12 protein-coding genes are annotated in these 15,512 nt (G+C 69.3%); 6 read left to right on the plus strand and 6 right to left on the minus strand.

The genetic code is table 11. From position 1 onward, the window contains the following. Positions 1–92 precede the first annotated feature (92 nt). On the plus strand, positions 93–959 hold the full coding sequence (locus ACWIHT_RS39290; protein WP_456173308.1) for a MerR family transcriptional regulator: 867 nt from the start codon (positions 93–95) through the stop codon (positions 957–959). Positions 960–1,314: 355 nt separating this feature from the next. Here ACWIHT_RS39290 and ACWIHT_RS39295 read toward each other — a convergent pair whose 3' ends face one another. Next, entirely contained in the window at positions 1,315–1,554 is a 240-nt protein-coding gene (locus tag ACWIHT_RS39295) for a hypothetical protein (protein WP_456173309.1), read from the minus strand. Here ACWIHT_RS39295 and ACWIHT_RS39300 point away from each other — a divergent pair. Next, entirely contained in the window at positions 1,549–2,448 is a 900-nt protein-coding gene (locus ACWIHT_RS39300) for a Scr1 family TA system antitoxin-like transcriptional regulator (protein ID WP_456173310.1), read from the plus strand. The genes ACWIHT_RS39295 and ACWIHT_RS39300 overlap by 6 nt on opposite strands. An 84-nt stretch (positions 2,449–2,532) precedes the next feature. On the opposite strand, the gene ACWIHT_RS39305 is transcribed toward ACWIHT_RS39300, so the two are convergent. The 3 genes from ACWIHT_RS39305 to ACWIHT_RS39315 all read right to left on the minus strand — a co-directional run bounded on the left by ACWIHT_RS39305 (position 2,533) and on the right by ACWIHT_RS39315 (position 4,950). Next, positions 2,533–2,742 carry a DUF397 domain-containing protein gene (locus tag ACWIHT_RS39305; RefSeq protein WP_262062655.1) on the minus strand — a complete coding sequence of 70 codons (210 nt, stop codon included), beginning with the start codon at positions 2,740–2,742 and terminating at the stop codon, positions 2,533–2,535. A gap of 239 nt (positions 2,743–2,981) precedes the next feature. Then, positions 2,982–3,839 (minus strand): helix-turn-helix domain-containing protein, encoded by an 858-nt coding sequence (locus tag ACWIHT_RS39310; protein WP_456173311.1) that lies wholly within the window; start codon positions 3,837–3,839, stop codon positions 2,982–2,984. Positions 3,840–4,197: 358 nt separating this feature from the next. Further along, the gene (locus tag ACWIHT_RS39315; protein ID WP_200716969.1) at positions 4,198–4,950 is read right to left on the minus strand and encodes a GOLPH3/VPS74 family protein; all 753 of its coding nucleotides are present in this window, start codon (positions 4,948–4,950) and stop codon (positions 4,198–4,200) included. 275 nt (positions 4,951–5,225) lie between these two features. On the opposite strand from ACWIHT_RS39315, the gene ACWIHT_RS39320 reads away from it, so the two are divergent. Continuing rightward, positions 5,226–8,225 carry a D-alanyl-D-alanine carboxypeptidase gene (locus ACWIHT_RS39320; RefSeq protein ID WP_456173312.1) on the plus strand — a complete coding sequence of 1,000 codons (3,000 nt, stop codon included), beginning with the start codon at positions 5,226–5,228 and terminating at the stop codon, positions 8,223–8,225. Positions 8,226–8,412: 187 nt separating this feature from the next. Then, positions 8,413–10,263, plus strand: coding sequence for an MFS transporter (locus ACWIHT_RS39325; RefSeq protein WP_456173313.1), 1,851 nt, complete (start codon positions 8,413–8,415; stop codon positions 10,261–10,263). Here ACWIHT_RS39325 and ACWIHT_RS39330 read toward each other — a convergent pair whose 3' ends face one another. Then, positions 10,264–11,103 carry a hypothetical protein gene (locus tag ACWIHT_RS39330; RefSeq protein WP_456173314.1) on the minus strand — a complete coding sequence of 280 codons (840 nt, stop codon included), beginning with the start codon at positions 11,101–11,103 and terminating at the stop codon, positions 10,264–10,266. 81 nt (positions 11,104–11,184) lie between these two features. Here ACWIHT_RS39330 and ACWIHT_RS39335 point away from each other — a divergent pair, with 81 nt between their 5' ends. Both ACWIHT_RS39335 and ACWIHT_RS39340 read left to right on the plus strand, forming a co-directional pair. Next, positions 11,185–11,973 (plus strand): SDR family oxidoreductase, encoded by a 789-nt coding sequence (locus ACWIHT_RS39335; RefSeq protein ID WP_456173315.1) that lies wholly within the window; start codon positions 11,185–11,187, stop codon positions 11,971–11,973. A gap of 135 nt (positions 11,974–12,108) precedes the next feature. Further along, positions 12,109–13,710 carry a sodium:solute symporter family protein gene (locus tag ACWIHT_RS39340; RefSeq protein ID WP_456173316.1) on the plus strand — a complete coding sequence of 534 codons (1,602 nt, stop codon included), beginning with the start codon at positions 12,109–12,111 and terminating at the stop codon, positions 13,708–13,710. 25 nt (positions 13,711–13,735) lie between these two features. On the opposite strand, the gene ACWIHT_RS39345 is transcribed toward ACWIHT_RS39340, so the two are convergent. Continuing rightward, the gene (locus ACWIHT_RS39345; protein ID WP_456173317.1) at positions 13,736–14,854 is read right to left on the minus strand and encodes an ADP-ribosylglycohydrolase family protein; all 1,119 of its coding nucleotides are present in this window, start codon (positions 14,852–14,854) and stop codon (positions 13,736–13,738) included. Between the last annotated feature and the right edge of the window lie 658 nt (positions 14,855–15,512).

Raw genomic sequence — 15,512 nt, forward strand, 5'->3', positions numbered from 1 at the left:
GTGCTGGCCTTCGAGAAGGTGTTGACCTTGCCCCTGGGGCAGGGCTGAGCGTCCTTGTCGCCGAGCGGACAGAAACCGCCCGGTGACGGAGGATGGCTGAGGTGAACGAGGAACTGCTGACCATCGGGGCGTTCGCGGCCCGGGCGCGGCTTTCGGCCAAAGCGCTGCGGCTGTACGACCGCCTCGGGCTGCTGTCACCGGCTCGCGTCGACGCGGTCAGCGGCTACCGCTACTACCGCGCCGACCAGGTCGAGCGGGCCCGACTCGTGGCGCTGCTACGGCAGTTGGACATGCCGCTGGCCCAAGTCGCCGCGCTGGTCGAGGCGGACGGGGCGGACGCGGCCGAACTCCTCGCCGTGTACTGGACGGACGTCGAGACCCGGATCGCCGGGCAGCGCACGCTCGCCGAGTACCTCCGTGCACGCCTTTCGGGGAGGAGCTCCGAGATGTACGGAAAGTTCGTGGTCGAGACGGTCGAGGTACCGGAACAGGTGCTGATCACCGAGACCAGGCACACCCTCGCGGACGAGTTGCCGGCCTGGATCGGCGCGTCGCTGGGGCGCCTGGAGGCGGCGGCCGAGGAGTGCGGGGGCGGGAGCGGTGCGCCGTTCGTCGTCTACCACGCCGAGGTGTCGACGGAGAGCGACGGCCCGGCCGAGTCCTGCGTACCGGTCGCGGACGAGGCGGCGGCGCGGGCGTGGGTCGCACGGCAGGGCCGGGCCCGGCAGACGGCGGTCCGGGTGGAACCGGCCCGGCGGCTGGCGTACACCCGCATCACCAAGGCACAGGTGGCGCATCCGCAGATCCTGGCCGCGTTCGAGGCGGTGGAGCAGTGGGTGACCGCGGAGGGGCTGCGGTACGCCGGTCCGTGCCGCGAGGTGTACTTCGCGGACTGGACGGCCGCGGGGCCCGGGGACGCGGTGTGCGACGTGGCGTTCCCGGTGGAACGGGCCCGATAGCCGCGCCTCCCCCCCTCCTACCCGCGGCTCGGGTCAGCGTGCACGGCCTGAACTCGTCCGGAATGAACGTGCGTTGGTGGACGGGGGCTCATCACCGGGGCACAGTCGTCGAACTGCCGGCTGAGCCAGCGCGGCGCCTCCTCGCGTGTGGCGGGTGCGGCCCGGACGAGGCGGGCCGTTTTCCGTCGCCCCGCCATGAGCAGGCGTGCCAATGCAGGGAGCGTTCACGCCAGACGGTCGGCTCGCGGTGCCGCCAGGCGTCGTAGGCGCGTGACGCGCACTCCGGGGAGGCGGCCGCACCCGAGGAGGGGTACGGCCGCACGGCACCCGAGTCAGGCACTGAGGTCGAACTCGCTCATGCCGAGCTCCTGTTGTCGGGCTGGATCTCCGGCCAGCCCATGGTGTGGATGAACCCACCGGCGTGTGTCACCGGATCGGTGATCTGGGCGTACTCCGTCGTGAGCGTCGAGATCGTCTCGGGCGAGACGGTGAGCAGGACGGACGCGTCGGTGGTCGTCGGCTTCTCGACGGCACGGGCCAGAGCCGGGCGTTCACGTGCCTTGGTCGGGTCGCTCTGGCCCGTCGCGTCGTGCAACGAGTCGACGACCCGCCAACCGCGTCTGCCCGCATAGGCGTCGCAGGCCCGCAGGAGTTGGTTGCGGGTTCGAGTGCACGGTGGTGCAGAGGTGGACGACGGCTGTCCGAGCTGCGGGTCTTGACTGGTTCCTCCGCCCGCAGGCGACGAGTTGGCGCGCAACTCCGCCACTGGCGTACAGGCGAGGGGCTGACGCTTCAGGAGGTCGCGGACCGACTTGAGGTCAGCCTGGCGGCGGCGAGCCGTTGGGAGACGGGGAGTACGAAGCTGTCGCTCGACACGTATTCCAGGCTCGCGGACCTGTACGGGGTGGATGAGCAAGAGCCGGGTCTACTTCGAGCGGCTGTGCCGCGACGCGGACGAAGCCGGCTGGTGGACCCGCTACGGCGATGCGCTCTCGCACGGTTTCGCGACTTCATCGAGCTGGAGTCACAGTCCGTGCGGGAGTTCGTCTTCCACACCATGGTCGTGCCCGGCCTGTCGCAGACGGCCGAGTACCGGCGTGCCGTGGTCCTCACGCAGGGCGCTCCCGACGGAACGGCCCACAAGGCGGACGTGGTGGCGGACATGAACTCCGCCCGCCAGTCGATCCTGTCGCGGATGTCCGCGCCTTTCGACCCGCACGCAGTGATGCAGGAGTCCGTATCGCTCAACGAGTTCGATACACGGCCGCACATCATGCGCGACCAATGTCGACGGCTGAGGGAGCTGGCCGCGCGGCCGAACATCACCATTCAGATCGTGCCGTCGCGCCGGTCGTCGCACCCCAGCTCCAACGGGGACTTCACCATCCTGACGCACGACGGAGGCGGGGCGCTGGTGGCGGATGCGGCCCTGCCGGTGGAGGACTCCCCGCACCTGCTCGACAGGATGATCGATGAGTCCGAGTCGTGAGCATGGCCGAGCCCCCTCGGCCGGGACGGCGGGCCAGTCGAGAGGGCTCTTTCGGTGAACCTATGAAATTGGAGTGATCATCCGTCACGCGAGGCCGACAGTCCCCCTGCCGACCTCGGCCACGAAGGCGTTCCACGCGTCGACGGGGAACGCCAGCGTGGGGCCGTCGAGGGTCTTGGAGTCCCGTACGGCCAACGCCGCGAGAGCTGGGGACTTGACCTCGACACACGCACCGTTTCCGGCCGAGTACGAGGACTTGATCCAGTTGTCGTTGGCGCCTTGCTGAATTGCCATTTTTGCTCCGGTTACGCCAGTTGATGAGTCGCTGTCACCGCGTCACGTCCGGCCACGAACACTCCGGACGTACAACACGGTTTGCGCCAAAGCCTGTTGCTCGATGGCGTGATCGACGCTACTCGCCAACATCGGTAGACGAAGCTGCCATTCACTCGACCGGGTGGCATATTCCCCTGGTGCTTCCATCCTGACTGGCGGAAGGTGTACAGTGCGGCCCCTTCCGCCCGACGGACCACTCAGCGCGCGTACTCCTTCGCGATGTCCGCGATGAACTGGTGCGACTGATCCACGTTCAGGGCCTGGGCGCGCAGATGCTCGTACATGACGCTGTACTTCTGCACATCGGCCGCCTTCTCCAGGTACAGGTCGCTGGTGACACCCTCGATGTACACGACGCTGGAGTCCGCCGCGTCCGGGAACTCCAGGATGGCGTACTGGCCGTTGAGACCGGGGTGCGCGCCCACCTCGTACGGCAGCACCTGCACGGTGACGTGCGGGAGTTGGGACATCTCGGCGAGGTTCTCCAGCTGCTCGCGCATCACCTGGCGGCCCCCGACGACGCGGCGCAGGGCCGCCTCGTCCAGCACCGTCCACAGGCGCAGCGGGGACTCCGTGGTGGAGACCCGCTCCTGCCGGCGCAGCCGTACATCGACCCGCTTCTGGATGTCGCTCGGCGAGGTCTCGGGCAACGCCCCCCGGATGAGCGCCTCGGCGTAGGGCCGGGTCTGCAACAGGCCCGGGATGATCTGGGGTTCGTAGGCCCGCAGTGAGGCCGCGTCCGTCTCCAGGCCGATGTAGACGCTGTACGGGATGTCGCCGAAGGAGTGCCACCAGCCCTGCTGGCGCGAGTCCTTGGCCATCTGCATCAGCGAGTCGACGATCCGGACGTCCTCGACCTCGTAGACCCCGCACAGGTCGCGGACGTCACGCTGACTGATGCTGCGCCGGCCGTTCTCCAGCCGGCTGATCTTCGACTGCGACACCAGCAGCCGCTCGGCGACCTCTTCGGCCGTCATGCCCTTGAGCTCGCGGAGCCGACGCAACTCCTGGCCCAACCGGCGTCGCCTGACGGTGGGATTGACACTTGACGCCACGGGAACGTGCACCTCCGGCTGCATGCCTCTACTTGCTGCTCACTGCTTGCCACTTTGCGTATCTGCTGTTGAGCAGACTGCCACCAAGATGGTTTCTACCGCTGGGAAACGGTGGATATGCGGCAGGTACGAGCCAGGTTCCGGTTGCCCACGGCGTCCGTAGATGCGGCCGAGCGGGGTGGAGTGACGTTACGTCTACTCCACCCCGCTCGGACCAGCGGCTCCCGAACCGGGTCTTGGGGACTGGCGGTGCGGCGGTACTGCGTGTGGTGCGGGTACTGCGGTGGTGCGGGTACTGCGGTGGTACCGGTCGTGCGGTGCTGCTCCGCGGTGCCGGCGTGTGCCGTGGAACTGCGGCTCAGTGAGCCACGGCGCGCGCCATGGTGCCGCGGTGCGGCTGCATGGGAACACCACGAGCCGGTTCCGGTGGCCTTGTTCCGGGCGCGGCCTGACGGCCGGCCGGGGCCGGGCTGCGGCGTGGCTGTGCGGCCACACCGTTCTGGACGTCCATCACGGCGTGCGCCACGAGTCCGCCCATGGGGTCGTGCCTGATCAGGTCCCGCAGCCGGGAGCGGGACGAGCGTCCCTCATTACCCGGATACAGGTGCTTGCCCAGACCCACCGCGTGCGCCAGTGCGGCGAGCGCTGCGGTCCGCGGGTCCGGCGGTACGCCGGTGCGGATCGCGGAATCGAGTCGCGCCCTGATCTCACGGCTGATCTCGTTGTCCGTCGCCTGATAGCGAGTCGTGGGCAACACCCCGCACATCTGTCCCGCCACGGCATGCACCATGCCGCACCGCTCCAGATGCGAGAGGTAGGTCTGGCGAAGTCCCAGTCGGGGCCCGCCAATCCAGTTCACTGCACGCACGGGAGCGCCACGCCTTCGCAGCAACTCCAACGCGCAGTCCAAAGTTGGATCTCCGGTCGGCCGTGGCACGACCACGGCGATACGATCCCCGTCTGGGGCTATCCGTCCGGCCAGCGCCAGCTCCACTAGCTGTGCTCCGGCCAGACCGAGGTCGAGCGACTGCGGCTGCGCAGTGGTACCCGTGGCCGGGTCCAATGCCAGCAGTAGAAGCTCTTCCGGAAGAGTTCTGCGGCTCCTGCCCATCCATGCCTCCCCGCGTGGATGAATGACAGGGTGACCCCTCTCACATCTGTCTGTCGAGGGTGCGTGACCGCTTCGTAGTGGAACCGGTAGGTATGTCGTTCTCGTCTACCGCAGGGGTTAAGCCCGCACACAGGACACTGGTACATCGTTCGGACAACGGTGCTTGATGCGTTGTCCGGGCTGCGGGTAGGAGATTTACCGGCTGTTTTCAGCTGTTTTTGTAGCTGTCTCGGCTATCTCGGTCGGTTCGGTTGACGCACGGTGGCGTGCGGCTCATGGAGGAGGCATCGGTGGCGGGCGAGTCCCCCGACAGGTCGAAGCAGCGCGAGTCGTCGGCAGAACCGACGCCGGGGAGCGCGAGTCCGGTTCCCGAGGCGAGGTCCGAACGCGACCCGCGCCTGGCGGTGGCCCGGGAGGCCACGTCGACGTCGTCCCAGCGCGGGGGTGTGGACACGGCGACGAAGATCTTCTCGATCCGTGAACTGCGGCCGGAGACGGCCGAGGACGATGGGGTGGGGGGCGGCGGGGCCGACGGGGCGGGTGATGCCGGTGGGCCGAGTGATGCCGGCGGGTCGGGTGCGGCCGGTGGGTCCGGTGGAGCTGGTGGGTCCGGTAAGGCCGGTGGGTCCCGTGGGGCGGCCGGCGCGGGCGGAGCCGGTGGCTCCGACGGTTCCGAGTCGACCGACGGTCCTGAGTCGGCCGGGGGTGGTGAGTCCGCCGACGGTCCCGAGTCCGTCGAGGGGGGCGAGAGTCCCACGGACGTCGAGTCCGCCGAGGGCGGCGAAGGCTCCGAGGGTGCCGAGGTCTCGGCGGGTGGTGAGGACGCAGAAGCTTCCGAAGTCGCCGGAGCCGTCGATCCGCAGAACCCTTCCGCCAAGGGCGGTCCCGCGGGCGATGCCCGGCTGCGGGCGGCTGTGGTGGCTTGGGTGTCGGGGGCCGACGAGCCGGACGGTTCGGCCGCGGAGGAACCCGCGGGTGCCGAGGACGCGGCGGAGTCCGCCGAGAGCGCGGAAACCGTGGTCGTGGCGACTCACGCTGTGAAGGGTCGCCCCGAGGACGCTGAGGCCGCTGCGGAGACCGCGGAGGGGTCCGTGAGCGCGGTGACGGCCGAGGCGGCCGACGCCGGGCGGGACGCCGAGACCGAGGACGACCCGGACGACCCGCAGGACGCGGTTCCTGGGACCGCGGAAGCCGACGTGGCCGAGACCGAGACCGAGACCGACGAGATCTCGGACGCCCGCCCAGAGGACACCGGCACCCCCGAGGACGCGGTTCGCGACGCGGCCGAGCCTTCGGAGGCCGCCGGGGACGCGGACGAGGAACCACAGGACGCTGCGCCCGGCACGTCCGAGGACGAGCCGGAGGACACCGCGCCAGGCGCGTCCGAAGCCGAACCGGAAGACGCGGCACCCCACGCCTCCGAAGCCGAACCGGAAGACGCGGCACCCCGCGCACCCGACGCGGCAGACGAGCCGGAGGACACCGCACCCCACGCCTCCACAACCGAACCGGAAGACTCCGCACCCGGCGCACCCGAAGACGCGGCAGCCGAGCCGGAACCGGAAGACGCCACCCCGGCCGCCGAAACCCCCGGCCCCGGCTCCAGCCGCGCCCCCGCACCTGCCGCCGCCCCCACCCCCGAACCGAAAGCCGCCGACGGCGCCCCCGCCCCACAAGCTCCACCCGCACCCGACAACGCGACCCGCACGGGTGGTGCGGGTGGGAAGACGGGACCGGGCGACGGCGTAGCCGAGGCGGTTGATCAGCCCACCGCCATTTTCAAGGCCGTACGGCCGCCCAAGCCCGCGGTGGACCAGCCGACGACCACCCTCAAGGCACCGCCCGCCCCAAAGGCCCCCGAGGCCCGGGAGGCTCCCGCCGAGCGCACCAGCAAGTTCGTCGCGCTCAAGCCCCTCGACGAGCCCCGCACGCCCCCCACGCCCCGCAGGGACACCGGCCAGGTCGGCCCCGAGCGCACCACCCAGCAGCCGCTTCCTCCGAAGCCCCCGCTGGACCTCCTCGCCGAACTGACCAACACCCCGCCCCCACCGCAGACCCCGGTCCGCACGGCGATCCGCAGGGTCAAGATCTGGACCCCGCTGGTCATCCTCCTGGCGATCGTGTTTGCAGTAGTGCAGGCTCTACGGCCGCTGCCGACACCCTCCCTCACGCTCACCGCCGACGACTCGTACACCTTCGACGGCAGCAAGACCGACCTGCCGTGGCCGAGCGAGGGCCAGGGCTGGATGGACGTCAACGGCATCGGCACGATGGGCAACTTCGGCAAGCAGACGCCTGTCGCCATCGGCTCGGTCGCCAAGGCGATGACGGCGTACATCGTCCTCAAGGACCACCCGCTGAAGTCGGGCGCGGAGGGCGAGAAGATCACCGTGGACGCGACCGCCGAGAAGGAGGGCGGTTACGACAAGGACGGCGAGTCCACCCTCAACACCGTCAAGGCGGGCGACGTCCTCACCGAGAAGCAGGCCCTGTCGGCGATCATGATCCCGTCGGCGAACAACATCGCGCGCCTGCTGGCCCGTTGGGACGCGGGCTCCGAGGCGGCGTTCATCAAGAAGATGAACGACACCGCCAAGGCGCTGGGGATGACGAACACGACGTACACCGACGCCTCGGGCCTGAAGGAGACCACGGTCTCCACCGCCGAGGACCAGGTGAAGCTGGGCAACCAACTGGTCAAGATCCAGGCCCTGATGGACATCACCAAGCTGCCGAGCTGGGTCGACCCGTCGGGTCACAAGTGGACCAACTACAACCGCCTGGTGCCGTACAACAACTCGCTCGGCATCAAGACCGGCACCACCACCGCGGCCGGCGGCAACCTGCTCTTCGCCGCCACCAAGGAGGTCGGCGGTGAGACGGCCGTCGTCGTCGGCGCGATCCTCGGCCAGCACACCGCGCCGATCATCGACACCGTCAACGCGGTCAGCAAGACGGCGATGCTCGCGGCGCAGGACGCGATGAAGTCGGCCAAGATCCTGAAGAAGGGTGACGTGGTCGGGTACGTCGACGATCAGCTCGGCGGCCACACCCCGGTCGTCGTCACCAAGGACGTCGCCGCGGTCGGCTGGGCGGGCCTCAAGGTGAAGCTGTCCTTCGCCCCCGACGCCGTACCGCACACCGCGAAGGCCGGCACCAAGGTGGGCACGCTCACCGTGGGCGACGGTTCGGGCGGCGCGGTCAAGGTGCCGGTCGCTCTCCAGAAGGATCTCGCGGAACCGGCCCTGACCGCGAAGCTGACCCGTCTCGGCTGACCCACGAGGCGCTGTACGTCACCGCACCCCGTCGGGCGGCCACCCACCTGGGAGCCGACCGGCGGGGTGCGTGCTAGCGTCGCGAATCGGGGCACGTCGCCGGTCCGGTGGACGCGGCGTCGAACAGGCCGGGAACGGGACGGGACGCGGCCGGGAACAGAAGACGGGACACGGGGAGTGCCTTCAGGTGGCCACAGCGGAGCCGACACGCGCCGACGATGCCGATCCGGGCCCGGGAGCCGGCCCGCGAATACACCTGCCCGCGCAGCACACGGACCACGACTCGACACCTAGCGGACGCACCACCCGCTGGGCGGGCCTGATCGACCGCCTCCGCGCCCCCTTCCTCCGCCACCCGGTGATCGGCTTCACCCTGCTCTCCGGGGTCCTGCACGTCGTCTGGTTCTTCACGTTCGCGAACAGCGGCGGCGACCTCGCGGCGCAGGACGCCTGGGCGGAGTTCGTCGGCCGGCACCCGGACTCGGCGTACAACCTCGCCTGGTACGGCGGCATGCACCCGGTGTCGTACAGCGTGGTCTCGCCGTATCTGATGTCGATCCTCGGTGTCCGTACGACGATGATGATCGCCGGGACGATCTCGGCGGGCCTGCTCACCCTGATCCTGATCCGCAGCCGCTCCGTGAAGAACCCGCTGTGGGCCTCCCTCGCGGGTGTCTTCGCGCTGCTGTGCAACGCGGCGTCGGGCCGGGTGACGTACGGCCTGGGCCTGGTGTTCGGGCTCGGCGCGGTGGCCGTCGTCTTCTGCTGGCCCTACCGCTGGCGGTACAAACGCTGGGCGAAGGCCCTGTGCGCGGCCCCGCTGGCCGCGCTCGCGACGATGTCCTCGCCGGTGGCCGGACTGTTCGTCGGCCTGGTCGCCGTAGCTCTCTTCCTCCAGAAGCGCCGCCCCGGAGCCTGGGCGCTCGGCCTCGCGCCCGCGGCCGTAGTGGCCGTATCCGCCTGGCTGTTCCCGTTCTCCGGCACCCAGCCGATGCTGTTCGGCTCGATGATCCTGCCGCTGGCGTCCGGGGTCCTCGTCTACTTCCTGGTGCCGCGCGAGTGGATCACCGTACGGATCACGGCGGCCGTGTACAGCATCGGGGTCATCCTGGTCTGGCTGGTCAGTTCGCAGATCGGCTCGAACATCAGCCGGCTGGCGATGCTGTTCGCCGGCGTGGCCCTGATCGCCGCGCTGCCGTTCGTGGCGCCCCGCTCGCGCAAGTGGTACACGATCGTGCTGGCCTTCGTCGGCTTCACCGGCTGGATCGGCTTCAAGTCGGTCGACGACGTCGTCAACACCGCCCCCGCCGCGTCCTGGTCGCACGAACTCGCCCCGCTGGTCAACGAACTCCAGGAGGTCGGCGCCGAACGCGGCCGGGTCGAGGTCGTCCCGGCCGCCTCCCACATCGAGGCCTCCGCACTCGCGCCCTACGTCAACCTGGCCCGCGGCTGGAACCGCCAGGCCGACATGGAGCGCAACCCCCTCTTCTACGACGACACCCTCAACTCGGCGAACTACCACGAGTGGCTCCAGCGCTGGGCCGTCCACTACGTCGTCCTGCCCAAGGACAAACTGGACGGCGACGGCGGCGAGCGCGAACGGGACCTGGTCCAGCGCGGGATGCCGTATCTGAAGCAGGTCTGGGGCGACACGAACTGGCAGCTGTTCCAGGTCACCGACCCGACACCGCTCGCCGAGCCGAACGCGGTCGTCGACCGGGCCGAGCAGGGCGAGCTGACCATCGAGGTGAAGAAGAAGGGCCGGATCCTGATCCGGATCCCGTACTCGCCGTGGCTGAGCGTCGTCGACGCGAAGGGCAAGAGCCTCAAGCCGCCGCAGGAGACCGACGCGTCGAAGCATCGCGCCGAGGGCACCCCGAAGACGTACGACAACCCCAACGGCTGCCTGATGGAGACCGAGGAGGACTCCAAGGGCGACAAGTGGACGATGCTGCTCGCGCCGAAGGCGGGGACGTACAGGCTCGCGGCGCCGTACCAGTTGCCGCGCGGTACGCCCTGCCCCGACGAGCTGAAGTAGTCAGCGCAGCCGGTCGACGTACTTGTCGGTACCGGGGAGGGTGGGGATGAAGGGCGCCACCAACTCGACCGTCCCCAGGCCCGATTCGGCCACGGCCGTGTCCAGTCCCGTGAAGTAATCCTCCCAGCAGTCCCGCGGATCCGCCTCCAGGAACCACAACAACGTCAGCCGCGTATCCACCCCCTCGACCTGCTTGACGTAGGTCATGCGGTCGCCCGGCAGCGGAGTCGGCCGGAACACGGTCACCATCGCGGCCGGGGACCCAGCGAGCCGCTTCGGCAGGTGCCGGGAACGGAGCCACTCCAGCAACTCGGCGCGCCGCTCGGCCGATTCACTGTCGACGACCTCCAACACCAGCCCGGCGTAAGGGTGGTCGAGGGCGTGGAAGTCCCTCGGCCCGGCCGCGCCGTCGCGGTACACGGTCACCTCGTGGTCCTGGAACGCGGTGAAGACGTGCGTACGGTCCTGGTAGACCCGCCCGTCGCGATTCAGCCGTTTGTTGATGCCGACGGTCCACTTCATGTGGTCGTCGTAGCGGCCCTCGGTGACCCAGTACGTGGAGAGGTAGCACCCGGCGGTGACGGGCTGGGCGATCGCCGACTTCTCGGGATACCGCAGGAGTTGGAGGTCCCGGGTGGCGACCCAGCGGCGGCCCGCGTACATCCAGGGCATGGCCATCGCGCCGGCGTAGTAGTGGTCGTCCTCGTACCAGCGGTTGTACGCGTACTCATGGCCGGGATGCGGTTCGACCATGGTGATCAGCGCGTGTCCCGGCCGGACTCCGTACGGCCCTACGGCGGCCAGCTCGGCGTACACGTCGCTCCGGGTGTCCTCGCTCACGTCGCTCCCCTTCCGTCCTCCGCCGGTCGCCCATACTCTGACGCCCCGTCAGATAAATCGCCAGACCCCGGGAGGGATCGGATGTCGCTGCTCGCGGGCAGGACCGTCGTCGTCTCGGGGGTCGGGGCCGGACTCGGCCACCAGGTCGCCGCCGCCGTCGTACGGGACGGAGGCAACGCCGTGCTCGGCGCGCGCACGGAGTCGCATCTCGCCAAGTCGGCCGCCGAGATCGATCCCGACGGGTCGCACACGGCGTACCGGTCGACGGACATCACGGACGAGGCGCAGTGCGAGGCGCTGGCGGAGGTGGCGCGGGAGCGGTTCGGGCGGATCGACGCGGTGGTCCATGTGGCCGCGTGGGACAGCTACTTCGGCGGGATCGAGGACGCGGACTTCGCCACCTGGCAGTCGGTGCTCGACGTGAACCTGCTGGGGACGCTGCGGATGACCCGGGCGTGCCTGCCCTCGCTGAAGGAGGCGGGCGGCGGCTCGGTCGTCTTCATCGGGACGCAGTCGGCGGTGGCGGCGCCCTCGCAGGTGCGGCAGGCGGCGTACGCGGCGTCGAAGGGGGCGCTGACGAGCGCGATGTACTCGCTGGCAAGGGAGTTGGGGCCGCACCGGATCCGGGTGAACACCGTGCTGCCGGGGTGGATGTGGGGGCCGCCGGTGGAGGCGTACGTGCAGTTCACCGCGCACACGGAGAAGGTGCCGGAGGCGGAGGTCCTGAAGCGGCTGTCGGACCGGATGGCGCTGCCCGAACTGGCGACGGACGGGGATGTGGCGGACGCGGCGGTGTTCCTGGCGTCGGAACGGGCGCGGGCGATCACCGGACAGTCGTTGCTGGTCAACGCGGGGGAGCTGATGCGATGAGTTCTCGTATGTGAACACAGAACATCAATCCGAACGATTTTACTTCCCTTTGACCGTTCGCTTACTTGTCGTGCTCACGCGCGACCGCCCACGATGAGCCCCGGGCTGAACCGGCTCAATCGTGGGAGGGCGCATATGAACGGGCTCGACTGGGCCGTGCTCATCGGCTATTTCGGCGTGATGGTGGCCATCGGTGTGTGGTCGCACAAGCGTGTCGACAACGTGAGCGACTTCTTCACCGCCGGCGGCAAGATGCCCTGGTGGCTGTCCGGCATCTCGCACCACATGTCGGGCTACAGCGCGGTCATGTTCACCGGCTACGCGGGCATCGCCTACACCTACGGCGTCACCTCCTTCATCACCTGGTCGTTCCCGATCGCGCTGGGCATCGCCATCGGCTCCAAGCTGTTCGCGCCGCGCATCAACCGGCTGCGCTCCCGGCTCCATGTGGCATCCCCGCTCGAATACCTGAAGAACCGCTACAACCTGCGCACCCAACAGGCGCTCGCCTGGTCCGGGATGCTGCTGAAGATCGTGGACGTGGCGGCCAAGTGGGCAGCGATCGCAACCCTGTTGTCCGTCTTCACCGGTGTGTCCCTGAACCAGGGCATCCTCATCACCGGCGCCATCACGGCCGTCTACTGCACGATCGGCGGCCTGTGGGCGGACGCGCTGACCGAACTCGGCCAGTTCGTCATCCAGTTGCTCGCCGGCGTCTCCATGTTCGTGGCCGTCGTACTGAAGCTGAACGACAAGGGCATCGGATTCTTCGGCGCCTGGGACGAACCGGCACTCCAGGGCCACGGCAAACCCCTCGTCGGCCCCTACGGCACGGTGTTCCTCCTCGCGTTCCTCTTCATCAAGCTCTTCGAGTACAACGGCGGCATGCTCAACCAGGCCCAGCGCTACATGGCCACCAAGAGCCCCTACGAGGCCGAGCGTTCGGCCCGCCTCTCGGCCGCACTGTGGCTCATCTGGCCGACGGTCCTCTTCTTCCCCATGTGGATGTCACCGCTCCTGGTCCACGCACAGAAACCGGACGGCTCCGACTCCTACGGCCTGATGACCGAACAACTGCTGCCGCACGGCCTGTTGGGCCTGGTCGTCGTCGGCTTCTTCTCCCACACGATGGCCATGTGCTCGTCCGACGCGAACGCCATCGCGGCCGTCTTCACCAGGGACGTGGCACCCGTCATCTCGGCCAAGGCCCGTGCGTGGAACGACCGTTCGGGCCTGATCGCGGCCCGCGTCACCACGGTCGCCTTCCTCGGCCTGTCGATGGCGGTGGCGACACAGATCAACTCCCCCACGTTCAAGAACATCATCACCGTCGTCATCAAATGGGTCGCGGGCCTGATGGGCCCGATCGCGATCCCGATGATGCTCGGCCTGCTCCGCCCCTTCCGCAAGTCCGGCCCCACAGCGGCCCTGACGAGCTGGGCGGCGGGCCTGCTGGCCTTCTGGCTGGTCAACTACCCCATCAACTGGGAGGTCGACGGCGGCGTCCCGCTCCAGTACCAGGTGTCGGTCCCGCTCGCGGTCTCCCTGATCCTCTACATCCTCATCGGCTACGTGAAGCCCGAGGACACCCCCGAACGCGACGCGCTGATCGAACGGATCAACGGCGGCGGAGACGACGACGGAGACGCGGTCGCGGTGGCAGTACCGGCACAGGCGGAGGCTCAGGCGCAGGCGGGAACGGGAGACGACGTGGTGGGCAGCAGCAGCCAGTCCTAGCGGCTACACCCCGGCTGCACCCCTGCTACACCCCTCTCGGATACCGGGCGATCCAGCCCGGAGAGGCCCCGGCGGGCCCGTGCAACGCGGGCCCCTGGGTCATCTCCACGGCAAAGTCGTCCGCCAGCACGAGCAGCGTGGGACGGCCCTCCAACTCGGCCAGCCAGGCCGGCGGGAGGGCCGTCTCGCCGTACAACGCCCCTAGCAGACCGCCGGTGAGCGCCCCCGCAGCCCCGGAGGGCCCACCGTGATTCACCGCGAGACACAACCCGTGCCGTACGTCCTCCCCGACGAGCGCGCAGTAGACAGCCCCCGAGAGCACCCCCTCCGCGCTCCCCTCCCCCACGAGTTCCTCCACCCGCCCGGAAGTCGGCATCCCCTGCCGTACGGCACCGAGGGCACGCTGCAACCCATCGGAGACGGGCTGATGCCCCGGCCGGGCGGCAAGCAGCGCAAGCGCCCGCTGCACCGCACCGTCGAGACTCTCCCCGCGCGCAAGCCCATGCACGACGACGGCATACGCACCCGCCGCCAGATACCCCACCGGATGCCCATGGGTCTGCGCCGCGCACTCCACCGCGAGCTGCATCACCAACTGCGGCTCCCACCCGACGAGCAACCCGAACGCCGCGGAACGGGCAGCCGCCTCGCCCCCCACCTCACCAGGATTCTTGGGCGCGTCGAGAGTCCCCATCCGCTCATCGCCAAACCCCATCAAACAAGCCCGAGTCGGATCCCGCCGAGCGTAGAGCCACTCCTCCCGCGCCAGCCACCCGTCGTCCTTACGACGCTCATCCGGCCCCCAGTCGTGCTGGGTCGCGGCCCACCGCAGATACGCCCGATGCAGATCGGTGGGCGGATGCCAGGCCCCGGTATCACGCCTCACCTGCGCCCGGATCAGCCCGTCCACGGTGAAGAGAGCGAGCTGCGTGAGATGAGTGACGGCACCCCGCCGCCCGTACCCGAACGGGAGATCTACGACGCCCTCCGCACCGTAGGCCTCCCGGATCTCGTCGATCGCCAACAGGTCGACGGGCGAACCGAGCGCGTCCCCCACGGCGGCCCCCAGCAGCGTCCCCCGCACCCGACTCCGGAAGTCCTGCTGCTCGCCCCGCCCCCAGACGGCGCCGGCTGCGGCACTCACCAAGACCTCCACAGGCTCCGTTCGTACGTACGAGTCAGCTCAGCACTGTAATCGAACGGGGACGGTGAGTTGAGGGGGCTTGGACCGACCTGCGTTGGAGATGTTGCCGTGGGGCCACTCGCTTCTTATCAGTGTCGGGCCGGAACGGACCAAGTAAAGGGCGCTCCCTACGGTCGCGTCGGCTCCGCCGATGACCCTCCGGGTCACCCTTGACTAGGCCCGCCCCAGCCCGTCTTAGAAGCGAGCGAGCAGCCCGGAGGAATGGGGGGCCCAGGTACGTCAGCCCTTCACGTGGGCTGCGTACGCACCCAGCGGAGAGGGACGCATCCGCGCCTCGCCAGCACGCCGGGCCGTCTCAGCGGCCAACCCCGAGTGGACAGACCCGAAGAAGGGCAGGAGCGTAGAGGCTGGCTTCACGCACGAGAACCGGCTCCACTTCCGCGCGGGTCCTGGCCCCGCCTGAGAGGAGACCGGCTTAGCCGGTGGGTGGGTGGCGCCAGGACTCCCTGGAATCGACCCCATGAACAGTGGCGGGGCGAGGTCGTGTCCGTAGATGGGCCGGCGGGGTCGGGAGTCGGTTCCGAAACCAGAGAAGCCTCCCGGCCTGGGGGGGGTGGGGGTGGGTCTGAAAAAGTGTGTCAGTTTCCGTCCGAAGTGA

This window comes from Streptomyces sp. NPDC002276, from assembly GCF_053891435.1.

Excerpts from the sequence above, each read along its gene's own strand:
- ACWIHT_RS39290 (WP_456173308.1), top strand. The coding sequence starts at position 93 with ATGGCTGAGGTGAACGAGGAACTGCTGACCATCGGGGCGTTCGCGGCC.
- ACWIHT_RS39305 (WP_262062655.1), bottom strand. The coding sequence starts at position 2,742 with ATGGCAATTCAGCAAGGCGCCAACGACAACTGGATCAAGTCCTCGTAC.
- ACWIHT_RS39315 (WP_200716969.1), bottom strand. The coding sequence starts at position 4,950 with ATGGGCAGGAGCCGCAGAACTCTTCCGGAAGAGCTTCTACTGCTGGCA.
- ACWIHT_RS39320 (WP_456173312.1), top strand. The coding sequence starts at position 5,226 with ATGGAGGAGGCATCGGTGGCGGGCGAGTCCCCCGACAGGTCGAAGCAG.
- ACWIHT_RS39335 (WP_456173315.1), top strand. The coding sequence starts at position 11,185 with ATGTCGCTGCTCGCGGGCAGGACCGTCGTCGTCTCGGGGGTCGGGGCC.
- ACWIHT_RS39340 (WP_456173316.1), top strand. The coding sequence starts at position 12,109 with ATGAACGGGCTCGACTGGGCCGTGCTCATCGGCTATTTCGGCGTGATG.